A 19,968-nucleotide genomic window follows, 5' to 3' on the forward strand; every position below is an offset into this window, starting at 1 on the left:
GAAGCAGATCAACCTCTGATAAAGCAGATCGTTCATGACACCCTACTTGAAAGAGGAAAATCAGTATCTGTTGGAAATATGGATATTGGGATAGGAAATAATAGAAGTGGTCAATACACCCTGAAAAGGGTTACCAGAGCATTCTTAGCCTGTTGACCATCTAACATGGCGGGAGTAAAATGAATAGCAATGTTATCATGGAAACAGATGATCCCCTGCAGAACAGCAGGGAAGGGTACAGATCATTGTTCGATAATAATCATACTGTTATGTTACTTTTTGATCCCGTCAAAGCAAACATACTTGATGCTAACAGTGCAGCCTGCAACTTTTATGGCTGGCCTCTGGACGAGATGACAAAGAAGAGAATATTTGAAATCAATACAATGTCCGAAGCTGAACTGATGAGTGAGATACAATATGCCGATCAGGAACTAAAGAATCACTTCTTTTTCAAACACCGACTTTCAACGGGAGAAGAACGCGATGTTGAGGTATATACGATCCCTGTGGTCGTAAAAGACCGGAAATTACTCTGTTCTATTGTTAATGATATAACAGACCGCAAAAGAATGGAAGAAGATCTGATCAGAAGCCAGATAAAATACCGTCTGCTTGCTGATACTACTTTTGAAGGGATAATAATACATAACAACGGCATTGCCCTTGAGATCAATAAAGCAGTTAGCAGAGTGACCGGATATGATCCGGAAGAGATACTTGGCAAGAATATCCTCACACTGGCCATCTATCCGGAGGACCTGCCCAGTGTACTGCAACATATGAAAAGTGGCGATCTCAAACCCTATGAAGTAAGGGCGATCAAGAAAGATGGGACTATCTTCCCTATAGAAATAGAAGCCCACGATGTCATTCATGAAGGAACTGAGGTTCGTGTAGCGGCAGTACGTGATATCACCGAGCGTAAACTTGCAGAAGAAAAGCTTGAGAAGGAAAGATCATTGCTCAAAGGTCTTCTTGACTCCATACCTGATATGATCTTCTTCAAAGACATGCAAGGGATCTATCTTGGATGTAACCCCGGATTTTCGGAGTTTGCAGGGAAGAGCAGAGAAGACATAATCGGACATACTGCTTATGAGATATTCACCAGAGAGAATGCAGACCTTTTCTCAAAGAATGATGAAAAGATGATCAAAGAAGGTAGGATCAGACATGATGAGATCTGGTATACCAATACTGACGGGACAAAGACCTTCCTGAACATACTTAAAGCACCACTTAAGAATTCCACAGGTGAGACCATCGGCCTGGTAGGTGTTGGAAGAGACATTACAGCCAACTGGCATACAGAACAGACCATAAAGGAGCTAAATGATCTGAACCAGTCCACTCTTGACTCACTGGACGCAAGTGTCTGCGTCCTGGATGAAGAGGGTACTATCATCAAAGTAAACCGTTCATGGATGATCTTTGCCAGAGATAACACGAATATATTCGAGAAATTCAGAGAAGATACTAACTACATCGAAGCACTGAAAAATGAAGGAACTGACATCACTGATATTCCAGCTAGATTTGCCACTGGCATTGAGGATGTGATGAAGGGTAAACAGGATATCTTTGAAATGGAATTCAGATGCCCTTATTCAAAGAAAGAACAATGGTTTGTAAGCAAGGTACATCCATTCGAAGGTACGGAGTCCTTACCAAGAAGGGTCGTGATCTCCAGAATAGATATAACAGAGCTCAAGATAGCAGAAAGAAAAATGCAGGAATACACGGATGAGCTGAAACTGAAGAATCAGGAACTGGATGTAGCTCTTGTTCAGGCAGAAGAGGCCACACGGGCAAAGAGTGAGTTCCTTGCGAACATGTCACATGAGATCAGAACACCGATGAATGGTGTGATCGGCATGACTAACCTGCTGATGGATACTGAACTCGACGAAGAACAAATACATTACGTTGATACCGTTCAGAAAAGCGGTGAAGCGTTACTTGAGCTTATCAATGACATACTGGACATCTCAAAGATCGAGGCAGGGAAACTGGAACTTGATATACAGGACATAGATATTCATGAGCTTCTAGAGGAGCTGGCATCGTTATTGTCTGTAAAAGCGCATAATAAAGGACTGGAACTCATATGTACAGCAGAACCGGACGTTCCTGCTAACATTGTTGCTGATCCTGCTAAATTGAAGCAGATACTTACAAACCTCGGAGGAAATGCGATAAAATTCACACATGAAGGAGAGGTTGCTATACGGGCAAGCATCATCTCCGAAACAGATAAAGATACAACCCTTCATTTCTCAATAAAGGACACAGGAATTGGAATACCTGACAAAAAGAAAGATCTGCTTTTCAATAAGTTCAGTCAGGTGGATACTTCAACGACAAGGAACTATGGAGGAACAGGACTTGGGCTTGCTATTTCAAAAGAACTTGTTGAGATGATGGGAGGGGAGATAGGATTTGAGAGTAAAAAAGGCGAAGGTTCTGATTTCTGGTTCGATGTTACATTTGAAAAGCATGAAGAAGAAAGAGGCAGGGACAAGCTATGCCCTACCATAGAAGGAAAACATGCTCTTGTAGTAGATGATAATGCTACGAACAGGGAAGTCCTTGTCAAATTATTAAGATCATGGAATATGACCGTCGATGAGGCAGAGGATGGCCCACTTGCACTTCAGGCATTATACCTGGCACATGAAAGAGGCGAACCATTCCAGATAGCACTTCTTGATATGCAGATGCCAGGCATGGATGGAGATTCACTTGCAAGGGTCATAAGGACCGATAAAGCACTGAAGAACACCACACTTTTCATGTTGAGCTCTCTTGGAAAAGAACCTGAGCCAGGATCAGCAGCCAACTTTGAGGCCTATGTCACAAAACCGGTCAGACCATCAGAGCTTTGCAGTAAACTGTACAGAATATTCAGTAAAGATGCTGATAGGCCCGGAGTGCGGTCATTTGCCAGTATAACAGAAAGAAATACACTTAAAAATAGCAATGCAAGACTCCTTCTGGTAGAGGATAATGTAGTGAATCAACATGTCGCACAGGGAATGTTGCAGAAGCTTGGACTTAATGCAGATATTGCAAATAACGGCGTTGAAGCCCTTAAAGCACTTGAGGACACAAAATACGATATTGTACTTATGGATGTGCAAATGCCGGAGATGGATGGGTTAGAGGCCAGCCGGCATATCAGAGATGAAAGTTCAGCGGTACTTGACCACAGCATACCCATCATTGCCATGACAGCACATGCTATGAAAGGTGACAGGGAGAAATGTATGGAGGCGGGTATGAATGAATACATATCAAAGCCCATCAAACTCCAGAAGCTTATAGAGGTACTGGGCCAGTGGATACAACCGACACATGAGCAGGAAGAACAGGACGCTACAAAGGAAAATAACGGACCCACGATATTTGACAGTGATCTGCTAATGGAAAATGTGATGGGGGATCTGATGCTTGCCAGACGTATCATATCCATATTTATGAAGAATGCACCCCGTCAACTGGAAGCACTGAAGAGCGCTATGCAAAAAGAAGAGGCAGAGGCAATTGCCAACTCAGCACACACTGTGAAAGGTGCATGTGCAAGTGTTGGCGGAATGGCGATGACAGATCTTGTTGCCAGAATAGAAGCTGCATCTAAAGCTGAAGAACTTGAAGATATACATGGGATGATGCCAGAACTTGACAGGCACTATGATATGCTTGTGGAAGATCTGAAAAAATTATAAAGAATCATTTTTATCAGACATACGCCTTAAAAAAATGTGGACAGGTATCAGTCCACCATTTCCTCATTCTCCTGTGCCCATGCAGGTTGGTCGATAGCAAGGAATTCAAGATCAACATCCCCTGTATTCTCCGTGTGCTGTCTGGAGTTAGCAGGCACAAGGACCAGTTTGCCTTCACTGAGTTCGAATGGTACGTCTTCTATGTAGAGTATCCCTTCTCCTGCAAGGACATAATGAGCCTCAGGATTCTTCATCAAATGACTTTCGAGAGAGGCACCAGGTTTGAGAATCACATGGGCAATACTGTAATCAATACCCAGGTCCCTGTCGACCATTTCAGGATGAAGGACATTTCCAAGGGATATTGTATCGAACCGTGTGAAATATTCTATATTCTCAAGGGAATTGGTATAGACATGATCATCCACATAGAATCCCGAACCTACAAGGTATGTCTGATCATCTATTGATGCTTTCATAATGTAGGTATATTTCAGGAAAGGTGCATCCTCTCCAGGTCTTGTCCATTGATAATCCACCCATCCTCCACCTGCTTCACTCAAAGCGGTCTCTATAAAGATACTGCCTATGGCTTTGTCATTAACATCCACAAGACCGGACATATCTTTACCTTCACCGCTTACATCAGGAGGATAGACCACACGCAACCCATCGGTCTGCCAAACAAATATATAAGAATCGTCATTGAACCATTCGCTTCCATTCTTCCTGAACTCATCAAATGCAAATTCCCCTTCAGTATCGATCAGTTCAACAGCATCGCTCACAAGGGACATTGTTGCCTCCTTTTGAGAGGATAGGCCAGGCACATCTTCCAGAACCGAGGTATTCTGTTCATCACTCTGTCCAACAACATCTATCCCATTGACATCCTGATCATCCGACTGGACACAACCGGCAATATTCAATAAAAGGAATGTGAGTAAAAATATGCATACTATTTTTTTAGAACTCTTCATCATTAACACCTGAGAATAACATGAACTGAAATACATGATGTTCCAGCCCACTTCATACCAATAATATAATAATTTTGCAATATTAATCAGTTATACTATATCAATATTATTAGCAACTAATACAGCATATCCAACCAGGCTAAGTGATCCAGAACGGAGCTACTGGAATCTCTATAGACTCTTTAGTTCTACTGAAAATATGCAACATAGATATAAGAATAACATTAAATTATCATTACACATGGAAATGCACAAAGGACGTGAAAAGGAGTACGTGCACTGCAACAGTGAGCATTACACACGTATCAGGGCATATTCTGACAGATGGATACAGATCAGGAAATGTGACCGCCGCACAGGCGAAGATGTTTTCATGTATTTCTCGATCGATGAGATGGCGTTCATAGAAAGAACCATGTCCACATTCCTTAAAGAAGTACCAGACAGCAAAAATAGATATTGAGAGCCACAAAGATGGCATCTCAAAACAGTATTTATTTAATTTAGAGATCCTCAGTCGACCCTTTCAAACTTGGATGCAGGTGCACCACAGACAGGGCACTTGTCCTCAGGCTTACCTTCGTGGGTATGACCACAGACAGGGCATACGTAATAATCTACCTCTTCATTGCTTCCAAGCTCATCCAGTGCCTTTTCAAAAAGACTGGCATGCACTTTTTCTACTTCATTTGCAACTTCGAAGCTCCAGAGTGCTTTGTTGTCACCTTCTGCTTTTGCCTCTTCGATGAATTTAGGATACATCTGTTCGAATTCGTAGGTTTCACCATTGACGGCTTCTTTCAGATTCTCCAGAGTCGTTCCTACACCGCCCATACGCTGAAGATGGTTGTGTGCATGAATTGTTTCAGCAGCTGCAGCAGCCCTGAATAATTTAGCTACCTGTGGATAGCCTTCTGCATCTGCCTTCTTTGCAAATGCCAGATATGTCCTGTTCGCCATTGACTCGCCGGTAAATGCTGCTTTAAGGTTATCTTTTGAACTCATAGATATATCTCCTTTATCTGATTTTCAATTCTACATACGAGTTCCTGAATATATCACGTTAACGCCTGATAGTAAAAGAAAGAGGATGGTAAAGCATAAAGGATAGATCAATAACAGAACGTAGCTCCACTGTGCCCTGATGCACAGTTAATTAATTAGAATTATGTAAAATTTGAAATAATTTTAAATTATTTTTTGAATCAGTGATAAATAATATGAGAGTATTAACAGAACATAAGAAATAGACCTACAACAACTTGTACTAAGAACAAATAACCATATCAAATACAAGAGGGCATTAAATTGAACCAAAAAGCATTAAGATGGATAACAGGATGGATACTACTTGCAGCAATTGTCCTCATTTTGATCCCATTGACACTCCATATAGCTCTGGGCTATCTGGGCATAATGGCAATCGCATTCATTTTCTGGATAGCGATGATTATAGATTGTCTGCAAAGACCAGATGAGGGATTTCCTCTTGAAGGACAATATGAAAAACTGATATGGTCGATGGTCCTGATCTTCCTGAATATCATAGGTGCATTGTTGTATTTTAGCCTTGTATTCCTGAATACACCACACAAGGATCAGGTATGAGACAGTAAGGTCCATACCCATCCTAAAAATAAGATCATGCGGGTCTTTTGACCCTTACAGTTCTTTCAGATATTCCACAATATCATCAAGATCCCCATCTGACATCTGCCACCTTGGCATTGCAAGATCAAGTTCTTCACCAGAAGGTTCAACTCCCTCGCTTATTGCGACCTTGATGCTCTCATCTGTGAACACCTCATGTTCTTCGCCATCTTCCATCTCATGTTCTTCAGATGTCAAAGAATCATAAGTGATGTCAGGCGGTACTACATAGGACATCATGATCGGTACACCACCCTTTCCGTCCACACCATGGCAGTTGACACAACTTCCACCATGAACATAGAGCCAGTTCGGTCCATAAGTAAAGCCGATCCTCTCTCCGCTTTCATTGTAACCGGTATAATAGATGGTCTCACCGTTGGAATCAAACTCTGTTTTCAGGTCAACTCCATAAGGATAGACATAGTCCCCTCCCATCATACCATCATCAGTATAGTAGCCTGAACCCATCATGCCACCCTGACCATAATACCCCTGGCCCATCATACCTCCAGCCTCATAGCCTGGCATATATGTATAATCTGCTCGCTGCGCATTCATCATGCTAATGACCACAATGAGAAGGATTATTATCACTGATCCGACCAATGCAAAGAAATAACGTTCACCTTTCTCCATTTACAGACCCCATATGAAATTGGGTGGAAGAAGTATATGATCCTTTGGTAAAGGAAACAATAGAAAAGGTCATTTGTGGGGGCGTATTGTTGCTAAGCCCAAGTTTCTCACATCCTATGTGTTCAAGCAGGATGGGCAGGTCGGCATTCGAAGCGGTTGCCTTGAAAGACCGACCTGCCTCGGTGAGACCACCCCCACGTCTGATGCTCTTATCTAAAGAGATACTAAAATATAAGATCTTTGATTAATTCCTTGTCATTAATTTTTAGAAATGATATCAAATGGCACTATGAATACAATTTTAGAAACATATCATCGATCATACATATTTAATATATAAATAGATTTTATATGCATCCGATACATATATACAAGTGGAGTAGGAAAAATGAATAACAAAGCCATAATCAGCACCAAAAAAGTAGGGCTCATGATATTCCTCTACATTTTAATGGTCGTTGCAGTTGTAGCTATTGCCGGTCTTGTCAGTTTATGATAAGTCACCGACATATCAAATGTCATTTCTTTAGCCGTCGACCCCCTAAATTTTCTAATAGCTTTAGCTTTGTCTTTTTGCCAGTTACTTAATAATAAAGTCCTGTTCAGGTATCTTTATATAGATTTAGTGATAGATGTTTTTATGGAAAACGGGGGAGTACCAATCATTAAGTACTCATTATAAAAATAAAGGGGAAAAGATAATGGCCACATCGCCAATAATGGGTAGTGTATACACTATGATAGATGACATTATAGCTTTTCTTCCGACACTGGTAGCTGTTGTATTACTGTTAATAGTCGGAAAGATAGCTGGTAAAGCTTTAGGAAAGATAGGATCGAAGATCCTCGATAAGATAGGGCTCGATGACCTTATAGACAGGACCACCATCGGGAAGATGATAGAAAGAACGAACATAACGACTGTGGAATTCTTTGATGCCACGATCAGATGGTTCGTCTACTTTGTCTTTGCAGTTATAATCATAGATCTTCTCAATGTGCAGATAGTCGCGGACTTCATCACCCAGATAATACTTTACATACCACTAATTCTCTCCGCCATAGTAGTGCTTATTATAGGACTTCTTGTAGTTGATTTCCTTGCAAACCTTGTAAAGAACGTGCTGGTCGCATCAGGAGTTGATGACAGCATAGCAAAGACAAGTCTTGGTAGTGCAATGAGCGAAACAGGAATGACAGGTTCCGGACTAGTCTCTCTTATTGTACAGGTCTTTGGATATCTGCTTTTCATCATGGCAGCATTGAACATACTCAATCTGGACATGATAGCCGGGGTCATAGAATCCATCCTGGGTTATCTTCCCAACCTGTTCGCAGGAATACTCATACTGTTGATAGGACTGTTATCCATCGATGTCTTCGCAGATTACATTGGCAGTTTGCTCCAGAACATGAACGTTGAAGGAACGAACATCTGGATCCCGGCACTCAGAGGATTCCTGGCATTTGTTGTCATCCTTCTGGCACTGGATGCAATGCTCATCAATACAAGCATATTCTACATTTTTGTAGGACCGCTTGCATGGGGTGTTGCAGTTGTTGTTGCATTCAAGTGGGGTATTAAGGACGCACTTGTAGAATATGCAAAGGCTAAGAAATAGAACACAAATATCACAGGTATTGCAGATCCAAACTGCACTACTGTCCTGAGAAAAGAACATATAAAATGCTGGCTCTTTCCGGCCAGCATCTCTTTTAATTCATCCATTCTGAACAAAGATCTTTTATTGTCCTGGCTCAATCCAGAACTATCATTTTTACCGACGATGAGTAACATGTTATCAGAAAAAGTTGCAAACATACCACCTTTTTACGTAATGGAAGTACTTGAGAGAGCACAACAGCTTGAAGAGCAGGGAAAGAGTATCATCCATCTGGAGATCGGTGAACCTGATTTTCCCACTGCAGAACACATCTGTAATGCCGCAAAAGATGCTATGTGTACAGGCAACACCAAATACACACACAGCCAGGGACTTATCGAACTCAGGCAGGCCATTGCAAAAAATTACAAGGACAGGTTCGATGTGGATATCAGTCCAGAGCAGATAATAGTCACATCAGGCACAAGTCCTGCAATGCTCTTGCTTTTCCTTGCACTCATCGACCCGGAAGATGAGATAATCATGTCAAACCCTCACTATGCATGTTACCCTAATTTTGTGACCACTGTTGGAGGAGTTCCTGATTTTATATATACCAACGAGGAAAACGGGTTCATGTTACAACCTGAAGAGGTTGCCGCGCATATCAACCCAAAGACAAAGGCCATACTGATCAACTCCCCATCAAACCCAACAGGCCAGGTATTACCTGACGCAACATTGAGAATGCTTGCGAAAGTTGCCGGAGATATTCCCATAATATCCGATGAGATCTACCAGGGACTTGTCTATGAAGGTGAGGACCACACTATATTAGAATACACTGATAATGCATTCGTACTCAACGGATTCTCGAAGCTTTACGCCATGACAGGATGGAGGCTCGGCTATCTTATTGCACCAAAAGAGCATATCAGGACACTCCAGAAGATACAGCAGAACCTGTTCATCTCGACCAATACCTTTGTGCAGTATGCAGGTATCGCTGCCCTTGAAGGTCCGCAGGAACAAACAGAAGAAATGGTCGATACATATAATAAAAGACGTCTTTACCTGATAAAGAGACTAAGAGATATCGGCTTTGATATAAAGGTCGAACCAAAGGGTGCATATTACGTGCTCGCAGATGCCCGCAAATTTGGTGACGATTCACTGAAGATGAGCAGAGATATCCTGGAAGATATAGGCGTTGCTATTACACCGGGCATTGATTTTGGACAGGGAGCAGAAGGACATCTCAGATTTTCATATGCCAACAGCCTTGAGAATATAATGGAAGGAATGGACAGACTGGAAAAGTACCTGAGTGACAGGCAGATATGAGAACACACCTGGCGCCAAAAATCTACTTTTTTTTATAGAACCTACATTTTGTAGTCAAAATAGGTAAACTTAAAATAGTACCTGTAGTATACAAAATTATGGTTGGTTCAGGATATATAAATGAATTGATCATATCCAAAAAAAGGTAGTTTCTTACTATGACAACTGAGAGAACTGAAGATTATCTGAAGGTCATCGAAAAGATAATCGAAAGAAAGGGCTATGCACAGGTTAAAGACGTATCAAGAGAGCTTGAGCTCAGTTCACCCAGTGTAACAGGCATGTTCAAGAAGCTCACCAAGATGGGATTCATCAACTATGAGAAATATGGTGGTGTGACCCTCACCCCTGAAGGCGAGAAGATCGCTAAGTGTACAATGGAGAAACACGGCGTTATCAGGGATTTCTTACTTATTCTTGGTCTTGAGGATGAGATCGCAGATCATGATGCATGCAAGATAGAGCATGTACTTGCACCTGAGACCTTTGAGGTGCTCACAAAGTTCGTGGAATTCATGAACATGAAGGAAGAATGGCCATACTGGCTTGACCACTTCAACCACTACTGTGAGACCGGAGAATACATCAACTGTATACCTAATGCAAAGGAGAACTGTCCTGTGCATGGGAAAAAGAAAGCTCAGGCTTAGATATAATATCCAGAAACAGGATAGAGCATATCTCTGTAATAGAAGATATCTACCAGTTAATACACATGTATAACTGGAAGTATATAGAACTTTTATCTTTGCATACTGAAACAAATTAGGGTATGCGAAATTACTAAATACAAAAAACAGAGTAGTGCTATCATTAAAAAGGACAGGGAATGACTTGGTCGATATTCAGGAAACCACACTTGATACGCTTGAACCTGGCGAGAAGGCCAGGATCACAAAGGTAAGAGTAAAAGGTGCTGCAAGAAGGAAGCTCTTTGACATGGGAATGGTGGCAGGAGCAGACATAGAACTTGTAAGGAATGCACCACTTGGCGACCCGATGGATTACAGGATAAAAGGTTACCACCTCTCTATCCGAAAAGAAGAAGCAAGTCAGATATTCATTAACAAACTTTAAGCCGGTATCTCTTCCGAATCTTTTAGATACGACGGCACATATTATATTACTATAACTATTCTCTGAGGATCACCCCATGGAAAAAAGGGAGATAAAGATAGCACTTACAGGAAATCCCAACGTAGGTAAGACCACACTTTTCAATGCACTTACCGGTTCAAGGCAACATGTTGGGAACTGGCCAGGTGTCACCGTTGAGAAAAAGAGCGGCAGGATATCATATAAAGAGTATGATATCGAGGTAATAGACCTGCCTGGAACATACAGTCTCACTGCATACTCAATGGATGAGATAGTTGCCAGGGATTTTATTATTGAGGAAAAGCCGGATCTTGTTATTCAGGTAGTAGATGCATCCAATCTTGAAAGGAACCTCTACCTTACCACACAGCTCATGGAGCTTGGATCACAAATGCTCATTGTGCTCAATATGTGTGACATCGCAGAAGAGAGAGGGGACCGCATATACATCGACAAGATGCAGGAGCTTCTTGCAACCCCGGTGATAACCACTGTTGCAACACAGAAAAAAGGTATCTGCGATCTTCTGGACAAGGTTATCGAACAAAAACAGATCGAGCAGCACCATGGACATGAGATCGGTTATGGTAATGAGATAGAGGAAAAGATCCTTGAGATCGAGAAGGTACTCAGCGAAGATGAGACACGCGATAAGAGATATCCACTAAGGTGGGTCAGTATACGCCTTCTCGAAGGTGACAGCAATGTCAGGCAAAAGATCTCGGACAGCCCTGTGTATGAAAGAGCAATGGCCATCATTGATTCTATTGACCAGGAAGAGTATGAAGCTGAGATCGCTGATAAGCGATATCTTGCCATCAATACAGTATTCCCGCAGATGTGTACCCGGGCCAATGACACACTGACAAAGTCAGACATGATCGACAGGGTATTAACTAACAAATATCTTGGGATCCCGATATTCCTTGCACTCATGTGGGGTGCATTCGAGCTTACATTCGCTTTTGCAACACCTTTCATGGATATGATAGACATTGCAGCCACATGGTTTGCAGATTACGTATCCTCCAGCCTTCATCCTGACTGGCTGGCATCCCTTGTAGGTGATGGAATAATAGGTGGCGTCGGAGCTGTACTTGTATTCGTACCCAACATATTCATCCTGTTCTTTCTGTTATCACTACTGGAAGGCAGTGGATATCTTGCCAGAGCTGCGTTCATCATGGACAAGCTCATGTATAAGATAGGAATGCACGGCAAGTCATTCATCCCCATGTTGATGGGGTTCGGATGTAACGTTCCTGCTATCATGGCAGCCAGGAGTATAGAGGATGATAAGGACAGACTTATTACTATACTTATAGTACCCTTCGTATCCTGTGGAGCCAGACTACCAATATATGTACTGTTCGCAGGTACTTTCTTTGGAAGACAGGCCGGAACGGTCATATTTGCAATGTATATACTGGGCATACTTATCGCAATAATATCTGCAAAGCTGCTCAGGGGAACTGTGGTCAAAGGAAAGCCGGCACCATTCATTATGGAACTGCCGCCATACCGTGTTCCGACATTCAAGACGAGTGTCATCCACATGTGGGACAATGGGTTCATGTACATAAAGAAAGCAGGCTCCATCATCCTTGTAGGTGTTGTCGTTATCTGGATAATGGCATCATTCCCATGGGGAGTTGAATACGGAAGCGAGGCCAGCTATGTAGGAAGCCTTGGTCATGCGGTAGAGCCACTGCTCAAACCACTCGGTTTTGACTGGAAGATATCAGTCGCCCTCATATTCGGACTGGTAGCCAAAGAGATCGTTGTGGCATCAATGGGAGTACTTTATGGAGCGGGCGACAATTCCGAGGCACTCAGCGAGAGGTTGCTTGCAGACCCGGGCATCACTGCACTTAGTTCACTTAGTCTCATGGCATTTAGTTTACTATACATGCCCTGTGTGGCAACTGTCGGAGTCATCAAAAAAGAGACAGGTTCATGGAAATGGACCATGTTCGCTATCATATACGGAGTTCTTGTTGCATGGATAACAGCATTCATCATCTATCAGGGAGGTCGGTTACTTGGTTATTAAAGGCGATTCGGTCAATGAGATGCCAGATACGCGCATACCGATGATATTCTCCATCATCACAGGAACACTTTACATCTTTTTGGGACTGCTTCAGCTATCATCCGGCATAGGCAGGATATTACTTGGACCTGATGTACAGATACCACTGACAAATATATTGTTCATACCTGCAGATATTATAGGAGCATTTGTCCTGTTACTTATAGGAACGGTGTTCATCTATGGTGTCATGGAAATGCGTAACGGGATATACGAAGGTGTTTCCTATGCGTATGTAGGCATCCTGATAGCACTCATCTTTGCATCCATATACATACTGGTGAGTACCGGGAACATGCTTGAGGCATATCTCCTCAAGAACGAGGACTTCGTAGACTGGACACTCCTTAGTGATATGAGGCCCGGGATATACCTTGCTGCACTTCCATTAATTGCATTCATTAAATGGAAGGATATGTTCGACCCTACACCGGAAACAGGGGTGTTAAAATTATAAAGGAAACATTGAACCTGCTTTTCATAGAGAACTGCACGATCCAGGAAGCTGGAGATAAACTTGGAGTGGACCAGAGAAGTATCAGGGACAGGTTGCTGATGCTGGAACATATGGGATACATAAAAGAGGTCTGCAACAACTCCAAACCAAAGTCATCTGCATGTTGTTCATGTAGTGCGGCATCTTCCTGTTCATCTGAAGGCGGGGATACAAAGGGAAAGGCATACCAACTTACAGAAAAAGGTGAGAAAATATGCCGCAGTTGAATTTTTTGCTATCAAAAGACACATTCCTTTAAAAAATAGACATAGATCCTCCATGAGGACCATATAATATACTTTTTTTAAGATACTTTCACGGCAGCTCATCAATAAAAGGGAATAGCCAGCGGTACTGTGATATTACAGAGGTTTCGGGATGTACTTCAATCAGTTTAAATAATGACAATAAGAGAGAACAAAATACCGCAACATATATTTTGAAGTTCGGACACAGATACTACGTTATTAAAATTTAAAAGGATTAAGGGATTCACATGAAACTTGGAGTTGCAATAGACATAGGTACCAGTGGTATCAGAGCACAGAAGATAGACCTTGATACCGGAGATATCCAGAAGACGGTGATCACTCTCCGTAACCCTCTTCCGGGAGCAAATGTTATGGACCACCTGGATTTCGCGATCACATACGGTCTTAATCTTGCACAGGGTCTGCATGTCAATGCGGTAAAGCACGTCATTGAGACATTGGGTGTAAAACCTGAGGAACTGGAAAGGATGTCAATTTGTGGAAACCCCATCCAGCTCTCGATCTTCCAGGGAATACCAATAGATGATCTGGCATATGCAGGTGAGAGGAAGAAAGAAAAACTGAATATCAAGGAATCTGACAGAAGTGCCAGGATCATTGAATGTTCTGAGATCAAAGGACTGGAAGTATATCCAAACGCAAAACTTGTAGTTCCTCCAGCCATCAGACACGAGGTTGGTGCTGATGCACTTGCACTTATCATTAAGTCAGGTTTCCTGGACACAGAAGAAACAGCCATAGCAACCGACTATGGAACAAACGCAGAAATGGCGCTCATCCACAAGGGAACTATCTATACAGGTTCCGCTGCAGCAGGTCCTGCACTTGAAGGTCAGCAGATCAAATACGGTAACCTTGCATCACCATTTGTAATATCCGATGTCGAGTTCGAGGGCAAGAACATACGCAACTACGTACTTGACGCAGATATGAACACTGTCAAGGCACAGTTGGTCAACCCGGACAACGGAGATGTAATTGAAGAAGATTCAATTAAGGCAAAGGGAATTACCGGTACCGGAGTTATCGCTATTATCGAGGCTGGTATGAAGACAGGTGTCATTCAGCTCCCTAAGATCAATACCCCTGACCACATACTCTATCTGCAGGACAAGATCAAGTTCTTTGAGAGTGATGTTGATGCAGCAGGTCTTGCGATCGGTGCTATACGTGCAGGTCACCTTGCGCTCTGTAATGCAGCAGGCATAGAGGTCGCTGATGTAAAGAAGGCATACATGTCCGGTGCCGCAGGTACCTATATGGATGCTGTCAAGGCACACCAGGTCGGTATGGTCCCATACAATGTTGAAGAGGTCATACAGATAGGTAACACATCACTTATTGTAGCAAGGGAGATCCTTCTTTCAGAGGACAGGCTCTGGGAACTCCAGGAAATTGCCGGAAAGATCGTCAGCAACCATGTAATGTTTGCAACTGACCCTGCATTCAAGGAAGCATATATCCAGGAGATATCATACTGGGGAGAAGGAATGCCTTTCAAGATGCTGAAGAAGTTCCTTAAGAAGAAGGGACTGCCACAGATAGACCTTCCTGAGGGCGAGGTCAAAGTAAATAAGGTAGTTGAGAAAGATATCCCTGTACTTGGTCCTGAAGGACTTCAGGTAATTGAGCAGGTGGGTACATACCTTACAATGAAGGTTACCTGCCCCGAGTGTCCAAAATGTATCAAGGTCTGTCCAAATGATGCAATTACCATCGATGAAGAAGGTGTTGTTATGATCAGTTCCGATCTTTGTGATGGTGCAAACTGTAAGAGATGCATTAATGCATGTCCAAAAGACACATTCAAGTGGGAAAACCTTGTAGTCATGGAAGAGGCAGCATAAGCCTCTTTTCAGCTTTTTTAGAAGGAATTAAAAATGAAAATACTTGTAGTTGGTGGATTTTTAGGTAGTGGAAAAACGTCCACCATTATAAGATTGGGCAAGGAATTCAGCGAAGCGGGGCAGAAAGTTGCTGTTATTGTCAATGAGATAGGAGAGGTAGGTCTTGATGGCGATGTCATTTCAAAGTATGGACTTGACATGACCGAACTTACAAGCGGATGTATTTGCTGTTCTCTTAAGGTCAATATGAAGACGACCCTGACACTCCTCAACAAAGACTACAACCCGGATATCATATTAATAGAACCAACCGGAATAGCCTTCCCGCAAATAATCAAGAATGAAGTTGACCTGATGGACCTCAAGGACACCACGGTCCAGCCTCTTGTTACATTAATAGATGGTAGCAGATTCAAGCAGCTGATGAAGGAAGCAAAGAATTTCGCAATGCGTCAGATCATCGATGCTGAGATATTATGTATCAATAAGATAGATCTGATAGATGAGATCCGCATACCTATCCTTGAGACCTCTGTACAGCAATTGAACCCTAAGGCAAAGGTACTGTTGCTTACTACGGCCAAGGAAGATGAACACTGGTACGAATTTGTGAATCTTGCAATGGGTGATGTCCCCAGTCAGCATGGAAGACATGAATTAAGGACCACAAGCCCTGAGACACAAGTGATCGATGAGGCAACAGGCAAACCTGTGGAAGCAACCCTTGATTCAATAGAAGCTTCAGGTATAGCCAGTTATGCTACTGAATATCTGCTGGATGGCAGGATAGCTGCCGATAGCGCCCAGACAGTTGCAGAGGATATCATGAAAGATATAAAGGCAAAGGTCATGGAGCTAAGCCCGGAGTTCGTGGGCCACATCAAGTTGTTCATTGAGTCTGACTCGAACACTGTGAAGACGAACCTTACTGCATTCGACCAGGATATCACAATGGAAGTCATCGATACTGTGACTGGAGATACGCCCCGACTCAAAGTACTCTCCGCAGTTTCAAGCATTGACCATGATAAGCTTGTGAATATAGTAAATGAGACCATTTCAGGGACCCTGACAGGGCGGAACATCAGTTTCAAGCACAGTGAGCCACATGCCCATGCTCACCCTAAACCTATAGACCTAATCAATAACAATTGATTAGAATGCAGGCATTTAGCTACAATGCCTGTAGATTCTTTTTTTTGGATATTTTACAACTTTATCGAGAATGACTTTTTGTAGCTATATAAACTAGCGATCATTGCCGGTTAGAAAATAGTAGTCTTTTCATTGGCAAATTTTCTGATATATAAGTATAACGTATAAACACTTGTATACACTAATTTTAAGATATTTGGACGAGATCCAAATGTAGACTTCGAAATAAACCGTTACTTAAACCGAACGGTTAACAATTACACAAGAAGATGATTTTTTAGCCAAATAGAATGGTAGATCCAAAGAAGATACTGGAACATATTTATTTTTTTAACAGGCTTTCAAAATTAACCACATGTAGAAAATAAAATATAAATCCATATATTAAAACAGAGACAACAAGCAAACTTTAGTTAATGAGAGAAAAATCGGAAAAATCACCGGTCATATTTAAAGTTAACTGATACAGTCAAAAGTAATATACATGAATACATAAAGAACAATAAACAGTTAAGGACATACTTTGTAAATATAATCAGAGTATGGCCCCCATATACCCCAGTAAAAAAGAAACCAGCCGGAACTGTATAAAAATATCCGACTTTTTTGTATCAGAATTTAATTATAAAATACCGAAACCGCTAGGTTTATATATCTGCTTAGAATAGGTGTTTATGTGGAAAAGATGAAGTTAGCACTTGACTAAAGATCATTAGCAAATGGTTGTGGAGACTTTTGCTATATCGATAATTGTCATAAGCCAACTGATGTCCATCTGCTGCTTAACGTGCTTCGTTCGAAGTCATGTAAAGTCGCAGGAAGTCAATCTAGATCTAAGGAGGTAGAATTAGATGGATATAGACCCAAGTAAAATATTAGTTAGGTATAATGTTGCTAAAGAAAAAGCACAGACACCTGAAGAGATGGCAGCTGAGCTGTACCCAACCGCAGAGCCAGCAAGAACAATTTGCGCTGCAATCTTTGATGGAGAAGAAGACGACGTAATCGAAGGTCTCGAGAAGGCAATCGAGGGCGGAGCAGATCCAGTAGCACTCATTGATGATGTGCTTATGGTCGGAATGAAGATCACCACTGACTTATATGACCAGGGCGTAATCTTCCTGCCAAACGTTATGATGTCAGCAGATGCAATGCTCGAGGGTATCGAGTACTGTAAGGAACAGGGCGGAGCAGCACCAAAGCCAAAAGGCAAGGTTGTCTGCCACGTAGCAGAAGGTGACGTACACGACATCGGTAAGTCAATTGTAGCAGCACTCCTCAGAGCAGCTGGTTACGAAGTAGTTGACCTTGGCCGTGATGTACCAGTAGATGAAGTTATCGCAGCTGTAAAGAAGGAAAGCCCAATGATGCTTACCGGAACAGCACTGATGACAACAACAATGTATGCATTCAAGGAAGTCAATGACAGACTCCTCGAGTCTGGAATCAAAATACCATTCCAGTGTGGTGGCGGAGCAGTAAACCAGGACTTCGTTACACAGTACGAACTCGGTGTATATGGTGAAGAAGCAGCAGACGCACCAAAGATGGCAGACTCAATTGTAGCAGGAAAGGGTCTTGCACAGCTTAAGGAACAGTTCCACAAACACTAAAGAGGTGACAGAAATGGTAAAAAGATACACATCATTGGCATACAAAGCTGCTGACGACATGATCTTCGGTAAGTCAGTATACCCAGTAAAGGCAGAACTCGGATTAGAGGTCGGTGCAGGATACGTAACAGCAGAAGTTAACTACGCACCAAGGCCAGAAGCAGGTGTCTCCAAGGAGAAGCTCGTTTCAGAATACCGCAGACTCACAACCGATATCATGGCAAGAGCAGTCCAGATCGGTTTCCCAGCAGTATCACTCGAGACAGAACACGTAGAGCAGATGACCAACAACCCAGACTGGGGAGGAGAGATCGCTCACGTACAGAAGACAATCCTTGAAGAATACCACGAAGAATACGGCATCAAATGTGGTCTCAGACACACACCTGGTGACATCCGTGAGAACCGTGACCTCCTTGCACTTATCGGTGACAAGTATGACGTCCTTATGGAGTCATTCGAAGCTGTAGCAGACGCAGGAGCAGACTTCCTGTCCATCGAAACAATGGGCGGTAAGGAAGTACTTGACTACGCAATCCTCAGGAACGACATTCCTGGTCTCGTTTACTCAATTGGCTGCCTCGGTTCAATTGACATGACCATGATCTGGGAAGACATCAGGAAGATCGCAGACAAGAAGGGCAGAATTGCAGCTGGTGACACTGACTGTTCACAGGCAAACACCGCTATGTTCATAGCAGGTGGTCTCCTTGACAAGAACCTTGCACACACCATCGCAATCATCGCAAGAGCAATTTCCGCACCAAGAACACTCGCTGGATATGAAGCAGGTGCTCAGGGTCCAGGAAAGGACTGTGGATACGAGAACACAATCGTAAAAGCAATCACCGGATGCCCAATCGCTCAGGAAGGAAAGACCTCAACCTGTGCACACGCTGATGTAATGGGTAACCTTGTCATGCAGTGCTGTGACCTCTGGTCAAACGAGTCTGTAGAATACCACGGTGAATTCGGTGGTACCTCTGTACAGTGCTGGTCCGAGTCCCTTAACTACGATGCAGCAATGCTTAACGTAGCAACCGAGACAGGAAACGCAAAGATGCTTCGTGACATCCTCGTACTCTCTGACAAGTACAGAGACCCACAGGGATATGTACTCGCATACGACAACGCATACAAGGTAGCAGAGTCAATCGCAAAGGACGGAGACGACCTTTACCTCCGTGCAAAGAATGCAGCAATTGCATGCTGTGACATCCTGAACGACGCAGACAGCAAGAAGCTTGTCATGTCCAAGTTCGAGATCAACGCACTCAACGATGCAAAGGCAGCACTCGACGCAATGACCGACGAGTCCGAAACCTTCATGAGCGAAAGCGTAGAGAAGTACAAGGCAGAAGTCGCTGTATTCAGACCAGACGACAACTACAAGTTCTAAGTTTAGAAACGAAACAAGTTCTTTCAGAACTTGTTCCTTTTCTCTTTTTTA

General features: G+C 42.7%; 17 protein-coding genes. 14 read left to right on the forward strand and 3 right to left on the reverse strand.

Features of this window, described 5'->3' with window-relative positions; genetic code table 11:
• The first annotated feature begins 179 nt into the window (after positions 1 to 179).
• Positions 180 to 3,728, forward strand: coding sequence for a PAS domain-containing hybrid sensor histidine kinase/response regulator (locus tag BM008_RS08895; RefSeq protein ID WP_091936168.1), 3,549 nt, complete (start codon positions 180 to 182; stop codon positions 3,726 to 3,728).
• A gap of 47 nt (positions 3,729 to 3,775) precedes the next feature.
• Here BM008_RS08895 and BM008_RS08900 read toward each other — a convergent pair whose 3' ends face one another.
• Positions 3,776 to 4,657 (reverse strand): cache domain-containing protein, encoded by an 882-nt coding sequence (locus BM008_RS08900; RefSeq protein WP_177188031.1) that lies wholly within the window; start codon positions 4,655 to 4,657, stop codon positions 3,776 to 3,778.
• 292 nt (positions 4,658 to 4,949) lie between these two features.
• Here BM008_RS08900 and BM008_RS08905 point away from each other — a divergent pair, with 292 nt between their 5' ends.
• Entirely contained in the window at positions 4,950 to 5,171 is a 222-nt protein-coding gene (locus BM008_RS08905; RefSeq protein WP_091936172.1) for a hypothetical protein, read from the forward strand.
• Between the two features lie 50 nt (positions 5,172 to 5,221).
• Here BM008_RS08905 and BM008_RS08910 read toward each other — a convergent pair whose 3' ends face one another.
• Complete coding sequence (locus BM008_RS08910; RefSeq protein ID WP_091936173.1) at positions 5,222 to 5,713, reverse strand: rubrerythrin family protein; 492 nt, start codon at positions 5,711 to 5,713, stop codon at positions 5,222 to 5,224.
• A gap of 303 nt (positions 5,714 to 6,016) precedes the next feature.
• Here BM008_RS08910 and BM008_RS15105 point away from each other — a divergent pair, with 303 nt between their 5' ends.
• Positions 6,017 to 6,316, forward strand: coding sequence for a PLDc N-terminal domain-containing protein (locus tag BM008_RS15105; protein ID WP_245747982.1), 300 nt, complete (start codon positions 6,017 to 6,019; stop codon positions 6,314 to 6,316).
• Between the two features lie 54 nt (positions 6,317 to 6,370).
• On the opposite strand, the gene BM008_RS08920 is transcribed toward BM008_RS15105, so the two are convergent.
• Positions 6,371 to 6,997 carry a c-type cytochrome gene (locus BM008_RS08920; protein ID WP_245747983.1) on the reverse strand — a complete coding sequence of 209 codons (627 nt, stop codon included), beginning with the start codon at positions 6,995 to 6,997 and terminating at the stop codon, positions 6,371 to 6,373.
• 701 nt (positions 6,998 to 7,698) lie between these two features.
• Here BM008_RS08920 and BM008_RS08925 point away from each other — a divergent pair.
• From BM008_RS08925 to mtaB, 11 genes are all read left to right on the forward strand, one after another.
• Positions 7,699 to 8,619, forward strand: a complete 921-nt coding sequence (locus BM008_RS08925; RefSeq protein WP_091936174.1) for a mechanosensitive ion channel family protein — start codon at positions 7,699 to 7,701, stop codon at positions 8,617 to 8,619.
• Between the two features lie 174 nt (positions 8,620 to 8,793).
• A complete protein-coding gene (locus BM008_RS08930; protein ID WP_091936176.1) occupies positions 8,794 to 9,945 on the forward strand; it encodes a pyridoxal phosphate-dependent aminotransferase in 1,152 nt (383 codons plus the stop codon).
• Positions 9,946 to 10,103: 158 nt separating this feature from the next.
• Positions 10,104 to 10,595: a metal-dependent transcriptional regulator gene (locus tag BM008_RS08935; RefSeq protein WP_091936178.1), complete on the forward strand. Its 492-nt coding sequence runs from the start codon at positions 10,104 to 10,106 to the stop codon at positions 10,593 to 10,595.
• A 184-nt stretch (positions 10,596 to 10,779) separates the two neighbouring features.
• Positions 10,780 to 11,022, forward strand: coding sequence for a FeoA family protein (locus BM008_RS08940; RefSeq protein WP_245747984.1), 243 nt, complete (start codon positions 10,780 to 10,782; stop codon positions 11,020 to 11,022).
• A gap of 76 nt (positions 11,023 to 11,098) precedes the next feature.
• A complete protein-coding gene (feoB, locus tag BM008_RS08945; protein ID WP_091936180.1) occupies positions 11,099 to 13,096 on the forward strand; it encodes a ferrous iron transport protein B in 1,998 nt (665 codons plus the stop codon).
• Positions 13,086 to 13,592 (forward strand): hypothetical protein, encoded by a 507-nt coding sequence (locus BM008_RS08950; protein ID WP_091936181.1) that lies wholly within the window; start codon positions 13,086 to 13,088, stop codon positions 13,590 to 13,592. The genes feoB and BM008_RS08950 overlap by 11 nt, the downstream gene beginning before the upstream one ends.
• Positions 13,593 to 13,600: 8 nt before the next feature.
• On the forward strand, positions 13,601 to 13,858 hold the full coding sequence (locus tag BM008_RS08955; RefSeq protein WP_091936182.1) for a hypothetical protein: 258 nt from the start codon (positions 13,601 to 13,603) through the stop codon (positions 13,856 to 13,858).
• 269 nt (positions 13,859 to 14,127) lie between these two features.
• Positions 14,128 to 15,750, forward strand: a complete 1,623-nt coding sequence (locus tag BM008_RS08960; protein WP_091936184.1) for a methylamine methyltransferase corrinoid protein reductive activase — start codon at positions 14,128 to 14,130, stop codon at positions 15,748 to 15,750.
• A gap of 33 nt (positions 15,751 to 15,783) precedes the next feature.
• On the forward strand, positions 15,784 to 16,905 hold the full coding sequence (locus tag BM008_RS08965) for a GTP-binding protein (RefSeq protein WP_091936186.1): 1,122 nt from the start codon (positions 15,784 to 15,786) through the stop codon (positions 16,903 to 16,905).
• Positions 16,906 to 17,756: 851 nt separating this feature from the next.
• A complete protein-coding gene (gene mtaC, locus BM008_RS08970; RefSeq protein ID WP_091936187.1) occupies positions 17,757 to 18,518 on the forward strand; it encodes a methanol--corrinoid protein MtaC in 762 nt (253 codons plus the stop codon).
• Between the two features lie 13 nt (positions 18,519 to 18,531).
• On the forward strand, positions 18,532 to 19,917 hold the full coding sequence (gene mtaB / locus BM008_RS08975; protein WP_091936189.1) for a methanol--corrinoid protein co-methyltransferase MtaB: 1,386 nt from the start codon (positions 18,532 to 18,534) through the stop codon (positions 19,915 to 19,917).
• Positions 19,918 to 19,968 lie beyond the last annotated feature (51 nt).

Source organism: Methanolobus profundi, from assembly GCF_900114835.1.
Classification (GTDB): Archaea; Halobacteriota; Methanosarcinia; order Methanosarcinales; family Methanosarcinaceae; genus Methanolobus; species Methanolobus profundi.